Source organism: Ruminococcus sp. (assembly GCF_017650195.1).
In the GTDB taxonomy this organism is placed as follows: domain Bacteria; phylum Bacillota; class Clostridia; order Oscillospirales; family Ruminococcaceae; genus Ruminococcus.
The window spans coordinates 1-6,291 of sequence record NZ_JAGCFH010000223.1; the positions used below are offsets into that span (position 1 = coordinate 1).

The 6,291-nt window shown below is 44.0% G+C and carries 5 protein-coding genes, 1 tRNA gene and 1 pseudogene; 2 read left to right on the forward strand and 5 right to left on the reverse strand.

All coding sequences use genetic code 11. From position 1 onward, the window contains the following. Positions 1 to 49 precede the first annotated feature (49 nt). From J6U00_RS10235 to J6U00_RS10245, 3 genes are all read right to left on the reverse strand, one after another. A tRNA-Thr gene (locus tag J6U00_RS10235) sits at positions 50 to 125 on the reverse strand. 219 nt (positions 126 to 344) lie between these two features. Then, positions 345 to 1,043: a hypothetical protein gene (locus tag J6U00_RS10240; protein ID WP_296581556.1), complete on the reverse strand. Its 699-nt coding sequence runs from the start codon at positions 1,041 to 1,043 to the stop codon at positions 345 to 347. A gap of 448 nt (positions 1,044 to 1,491) precedes the next feature. Further along, positions 1,492 to 2,616: a M15 family metallopeptidase gene (locus J6U00_RS10245; RefSeq protein ID WP_296581557.1), complete on the reverse strand. Its 1,125-nt coding sequence runs from the start codon at positions 2,614 to 2,616 to the stop codon at positions 1,492 to 1,494. 531 nt (positions 2,617 to 3,147) lie between these two features. Here J6U00_RS10245 and J6U00_RS10250 point away from each other — a divergent pair. After that, positions 3,148 to 4,545, forward strand: a complete 1,398-nt coding sequence (locus J6U00_RS10250; protein ID WP_296581558.1) for a zinc-ribbon domain-containing protein — start codon at positions 3,148 to 3,150, stop codon at positions 4,543 to 4,545. Positions 4,546 to 4,585: 40 nt separating this feature from the next. Next, positions 4,586 to 4,981, forward strand: a complete 396-nt coding sequence (mscL, locus tag J6U00_RS10255) for a large conductance mechanosensitive channel protein MscL (RefSeq protein ID WP_296581560.1) — start codon at positions 4,586 to 4,588, stop codon at positions 4,979 to 4,981. A gap of 114 nt (positions 4,982 to 5,095) precedes the next feature. Here mscL and J6U00_RS10260 read toward each other — a convergent pair whose 3' ends face one another. Both J6U00_RS10260 and J6U00_RS10265 read right to left on the reverse strand, forming a co-directional pair. Then, positions 5,096 to 5,797 carry a hypothetical protein gene (locus J6U00_RS10260; protein WP_296581561.1) on the reverse strand — a complete coding sequence of 234 codons (702 nt, stop codon included), beginning with the start codon at positions 5,795 to 5,797 and terminating at the stop codon, positions 5,096 to 5,098. Positions 5,798 to 5,852: 55 nt separating this feature from the next. Further along, a pseudogene (locus J6U00_RS10265) lies at positions 5,853 to 6,291 on the reverse strand (carbamoyl phosphate synthase large subunit); the annotation flags it as partial.

Sequence of the window (6,291 nt, forward strand, 5' to 3'; positions counted from 1 at the left end):
TAAAATTTTAACCACGCAGTCCATAAACCGCGTGGTTAAGCCATTTGTTTGGAGCTTGTGACGGGACTCGAACCTGCGACCTGCTCATTACGAATGAGCTGCACTACCAGCTGTGCTACACAAGCAGTTATTTTAGTTTATAAGCGTCCTGAAAATTATAAATAAGTAGCATTGCAACTGTACTTAACAAGTATAACTGAGTTAAACCGTTAGGCTGTTAAGGCGCTCACAACATAATTATTATACACCAAAGGTGAATTAATGTCAAGAAAAATCTTTACAAAATGGAAATGCGGCAGAAAAGACTGTCGCATTTCTATTATTACATATTATTCCAAAAGAGGTCAATAAATGTTTAAGTGTGCCTTTGAAGTAGGCTCGGTTTTAATCTCGAACTCGAAATCGTAGGAATTTTCGTCAGATAAATCGATATCAGTGTCTGCGCCTATTGATAAGTCGAAGGACATCTCTGTATCCTCGGGAATTGGAGTGAAGCTGTCTACCTTTGCAAGATAAGCTTTGAACACGGACATATCGTTTGACATATCAAGGATAAGCTTATCGCTGTCTTTTATGAGAGTCATGACCTCGTCCTCGTCTATAAGACTATCCTCATTATTGGTAGTTCCCTCGTAGGGATCAATAACTGTAAATGTAATGGTGTTCTCGTCCATCTTTTTCCACTTGATGTCCAGAGGCTCCTCTGAGCCTAAAAAGCCTGCGGTGAGGAAAGAGAAGAATGAGCCAGTATTGTCTTTGTTAATCTCAATCTGGAAAAGAGTAAAAGCGTCTGCACCCCATAAATTGTCTGTTTTACCCTCCTCTGTTTCGAGTTCTTCACACTGCCATTTACCATAAAATCCGTCCAAGCCTGTCTTATTGGAATCCTTTGAGCTTTTTTCTGACTTTACTGTTTCTGTAACGGCGGATACTTTCTCGTTGTCTGATTCGTAGTTGCTTGATGTCTGGAACTTGAGATTGCAGCTTGTCAAAGCTGAAGCAAGGCAGATAAGAGCAATTGATAAACATGATACTTTTTTCATAATAAAACCCTCCTAAATCATGTGTGTCTTTTAGGTTCACAACAACTTATTAAGATGTCACATGAACCTCTTGACAAATGCATTATAGCATGATGGAATGATATTGTCAAATCAATGCCAATGGTAGGACCAGTCGTGGAAATCCGCCATAACAGGCAGTCCTTGATATACAGCCCCATATTTAACAGAGCATTCGTGTTTGAATGAATAATTATCGAGATTGCCTTAAATAGGCTAAAAGCGATATACAGCCGAGCATTTGTGATATAAAATTTACGATTCTATCTATTGCACAATTATTATCAAATTATATACGTCAACTTGTGCAACACGCCATAAAATACATAAAAAACTGGGTAGAAGTACATTTTGCATTTCTACCCAGTGAATATTTATTCATAATTTTTGAATCTTCTAAGTCAGCCATAAGGCAGTTGATGAGAGCAGATCAATAGTCGCTTGACTGGTCATCGTTTTCCTCGTTATCTTCCTCCGAGAACTCCTCAGAGCCGCTTATCTGGTCTGAAACGTCCTCAAATTCCTTTGTGGGTACTTCCTCCACGAGAGGCTTCTGACCCTTGTATACCGTAACTATGAAGCCGTCAACGTTATTTCCGGATATATCATATCTTGTGCCGTTAGGGACGGGGATATTCGTTTTTAGCTCACCGTCGTGGGAAGCGACAAAGTATATTTCATAATCTGTGGACTCATAGCTGAATTCAAGGTGTTCGCCTTCGTAGGGGTGCTTGCGCAAAAGGTCGATGTACTCCTCAAGGCAGAGATTATGAGTGTCCATGTAGTAGGCGTGTGGTATGCCCACATAGCGGAAGTGCCACGGTTCGTCGCGGAATTTTGTTACGCTCTCCTTGGAACGCGTATAGCGTACAATAAAGCCGTATTTGTAACAGTTGGCGTTTATCCATGCGAAGTCGCCATCACCGTTATAGTCGTGGTTCACGGTTTCAGTGAAGTCAAAGGCGAGACCTGTTTCGTGTTCACTATAACCTGCACGGGCAACACGGTCGGATTCTTCGTTTCCTGTTGAAGCAAGATCCTGATCGTAGAGTTGTTGCTGGAATTCTGAGGTGCGGTAGGAGCCGTAGATCTCCAGGGTGTCATTGTAGTATATGTTGTAGAAATCCTGTATCATTTTCGCCATAGGTTCATATACCTGCCGGAGTATGGTATAGGATGAGTCTACTACTGAGAAGAAACTGCGCTCATTCTCAGCGTTCATATCGTAGATGTTCACAAGATCCTCGTTTCCTGAGTAGAAATACTGATGATCGTTGTTTACGAGTATAAGATCACCGTAAAACTTATCGGTAGTATCAACCGTGAGAGTCTCGAAGATTACCTGATTTGGATCAGGTTCGGTAGTTTGCGTCATGTTGTCCTCGGGTATATCCTTGTTGTCGTAGTATGGTGACTGTTCCACCTTTGTGACGTCGGTGAAGGCGTTCTTGACAAAGAGACCACAGCTTCCGAGGAGTATAAGGCTTATAACGACCTCGGTCGTAGTTTTGGCGTGCCTTATACTTTTTTCTTTGCTAATCCTTTTCTTGGGCATAGATATTCTCCAATCCGCTGTCATATTTCAGCTTGCAATGATTTACTTTTGTTCTTTATTTTTCTCTTTACTGAAAGCCTGTTCTTCATAAATGAAACATATCCGTCGAGGGCGGAATAAAGGTCCCCTAAGGATACACTACATTATAACATATTTCTTTGTGAAAATATAGTAGTTTGGGGTTATATTTGTAAAATCGCGGTATATACATAACAATATAGTCGGTTTATCTGTTATTATTCACCAATGGGAGGAAGGGTGGGACGCATCAGGATAATCTTTTTTAATCGTTTGAAAGCTCATAAAAGCGACATAAAGCGTTATTGTATACAAAAAGCTATGGCGCTTTAGCACAGTATTGCACAATCTTTTATCAAACCCCTTGAAAATCCATTAACATAATGGTATAATATAATTGTGAAAGTGTATGATAGCAGAGCTGTTAGGGGGGCGGCTTGACAAAAACGGTCGTTCTGCCTATGTTTCCGGCTCTGCGGTTTTTCTGTATTTTCGCCTAAAGGAGTGATGTTTATGAAATGTCCACAGTGCGGAACTAACAATGAAAAGGGCTTCAAGTTCTGCGTAAAATGCGGAACCAATCTTGACAATCCGCAGGATATTAACATTGAACAGGTCGATATGGGCGGATATCATTCCGAAGATGATCCTTCGACTGGCGGATTTACCCTTGGAAGCGGAACTTTCACCATAAGTGATACTTCTTCGAGGGATTCTTCCTCAGACCTATATACAGCTGCTGAGCTCAACGATACCGACGAAGAGTTCGATTTCAGCAGCTTTGACGATATAGACGAGCCGTTTATCCCCAAGCTCGATACGGGCAGAGTAACTCTGCCCGAGCAATCCAAGGCTGTAAGACAGGCACAGTTCCAAAATGCTGGCGGTCTCCGTCAGCCAGGTGTCATGCAGGGCATACCACAGCCTCAGGGGATGATGCAGGGTATTCCCCAGCCCCAGGGCATGATGCAGGGTATTCCGCAAACTCAGGGAGCAGTTTCAACACAGGCTGTTTCTCAGCAGCAGGCAAGCGGTATGCCTGTATTCAGTCAGCCGATGATGTACCAGCCTCAGCTCATAGGCTACGATCAGAACGGTATGCCTGTTTACGGTCAGCCGGTGATGTACAGCCAGCCACAGATAATAGGCTACGATCAGAATGGTATGCCTGTTTACGGTCAGCCCATGATGTATGCTCAGCCGTCTCATATAGGAGAGCTTCCCGAGGGAGCCGCTCCGGCAGCAGGTATGCAGTCTGTACCGAATATGAGCGGTATACCAGCAGCACAATTTACACAGGCTCCTGTTCCGCCTCCTGTTGAGGATAAGGAAAAGGTAGAGGTGCCAGATGATTTCTGGGAGTTTTTCGATGGCGGAAAGGCTACAGAGCACGCTGAAATGGATAATGCTAACGACTTCTTCGGCAAGCGCGGAGATGAGATCGATGGCATGAAGCGTTTTGAGAAAAAGGGTAATCCGTATATGAATGATACTCCACTTGTGGACGCAAGCGAACTGAAAAAGAACGAGTCCTCAAAGCTAAACAGTATGTATATGAGAAGCGCAGAGGTCGGCGACGCAAGCAAGCTCAGGGCTAAGGAGGACTACAGAATGAGAGACTATATGGGCTCCACAAAGGCGGTGGACGCTTCTGGACTCAGAGCTAACGAGAAGGGCAAGGCGTGGAATATAATGGGCGGTACAAAGGCTGCTAACGCCGATGATCTCGAAGCTGCAGGAGCAGCTCAGCGCAGAGGTTCTATGATGGCACAGGCGGATCGCGCCGTACAGGCTATGCCTAAAAAGGCAAGGACCTACAACGACGAGATAGACGCCATAGAGCTACCCGAAGAAATGAAGGCAAAAAAGTCCAAAAATAAAGTGGAAATTCCCGGCTTGCCGGAAATTTAATAAATCTATTTTATATCTTATCAAGGAGATGTTGTAAAAAATGAAGAAGTTTTTGAAGGAATTCAAAGAATTCGCACTCAAAGGCAATGTAATGGACATGGCAGTCGGCGTTATTATAGGTGCTGCATTTGGAAACATTGTAACAGCCCTTACCGAGGACTTCATCAATCCTCTTATCGCCTGCATAGGCGGCGCTGAAGTTGCCGGCAAGATCAAGCTTGGTGATACTGGACAGTACCTCAACTGGGGTCACTTTATCACTGCTATCATCAACTTCCTCATCATGGCATTCTGTATTTTCCTCATGGTAAAGGCAGTTAATAAAGTCGTAAACATGGGCAAGAAGAAGGAAGAGGAAAAGCCTGCTGAGCCTCCGAAGGAAGAAGTTTTGCTCACAGAGATCAGAGACCTTCTGAAAGAGCAGAACAAGAAGTAAAAAAATACTGCTTCAACACCAAAGCCCCTGTATGATATAGGGGCTTTTATTCTCAGACAAAAAAGCTCCTGCGTAAAAAGCAGGAGCTTTTGACATATATGATCATCGTTAAGCTTATGCAAATTTCATTGCAAGAAGGAATACGCCTACGAAAGCGCACCACATTCCACCGAAGATCCACGCGGAGAGCTTTGCGGAGCGGAAAAGCTCCTTGCAGTACAGCTCGCTGACGTTTTTAGGATTGATGAAAAAATTGATGACTCCGCCGTATCCAGGGGAGAGAAAATTCTCGTCCTGGTCAAAAACTACGGTACGATCACCGACATTAGCTGTGGGCTCTCTTTTTCCTGTGTATTCGTTCTTTGCGAATTTCATATCACAAGCCATGCTGCAATGTATCTTTCTGAGCCATGCGTCAGCGTAGTTCAGCACTATGAGAGCTATCCCGAAGAACAGGAAGAATATATGCATAAGGTAGTTTATGCGGTCAAAGCTACGGAAAAATCTGCACACCCATGCAAAGCTAATAGCTCCCCATATAATCGCCGCCGTGCTCTTTATACAGAAGCGTCCGCGGCTCAGATGATGCCTCAGATGAACTGCTCCTGCCCCGAAGAATATCGCGCTGACAGCCAGATAACACAGTCTGACGTCTGTAATGCGGATAATCGCAGGTAAAATTGTCACTGCCAAAGCAATCAACAAGCATTTTATCACATTTAAAGCCAGTTTTGTGTTATAAGTCATATCCACAGCTTCAAGGAGCCTTTCTTTCAGTTCCTGATCGCTGCATTCACTGTAAGATTTTTTGTTCATATTGATCCCCAATATCATTTGTGCCGCCTCATGATAAAAGACGGCACTGTTATTGTTACTTTATATCGGCGTGATGTGCCTGAAGCGACTTTACGCCGAGGTGTGTGTTGTTCTTGATAGCCTTGATACCCTCTGCGCTTGCCCTTGCAGCAGCCATAGTTGTCATGTAGGGTACTCTGTGCTTGATAGCAGCCTTACGGATATAGCTGTCATCGTGAGCGCTGGTCTTGCCTGCGGGAGTATTGATTATCATCTGTATCTCGCCGTTTGCAATCTCATCAGCGATATTCGGACGTCCCTCGTAGATCTTGAAGATCTTGTCGCAGGGTATGCCTGCTTCCTTTATCATCTCATAGCTCTTGCCTGTAGCGATTATATGGAAGCCCAGTTCATGGAAGGACTTAGCGATATCAACAAGCTCAGGCTTGTCTCTTTCGCATACACTGAGGAGAACTGTTCCCTCCAGCGGAAGCTTGTTCTTTGTAGCCTCCTGA

Bases quoted from the DNA above. Each gene is read 5' to 3' on its own strand.
- J6U00_RS10240 (WP_296581556.1), bottom strand. From the start codon at position 1,043: ATGAAAAAAGTATCATGTTTATCAATTGCTCTTATCTGCCTTGCTTCA.
- J6U00_RS10250 (WP_296581558.1), top strand. From the start codon at position 3,148: ATGAAATGTCCACAGTGCGGAACTAACAATGAAAAGGGCTTCAAGTTC.
- mscL (WP_296581560.1), top strand. From the start codon at position 4,586: ATGAAGAAGTTTTTGAAGGAATTCAAAGAATTCGCACTCAAAGGCAAT.
- J6U00_RS10260 (WP_296581561.1), bottom strand. From the start codon at position 5,797: ATGAACAAAAAATCTTACAGTGAATGCAGCGATCAGGAACTGAAAGAA.
- J6U00_RS10245 (WP_296581557.1), bottom strand. From the start codon at position 2,616: ATGCCCAAGAAAAGGATTAGCAAAGAAAAAAGTATAAGGCACGCCAAA.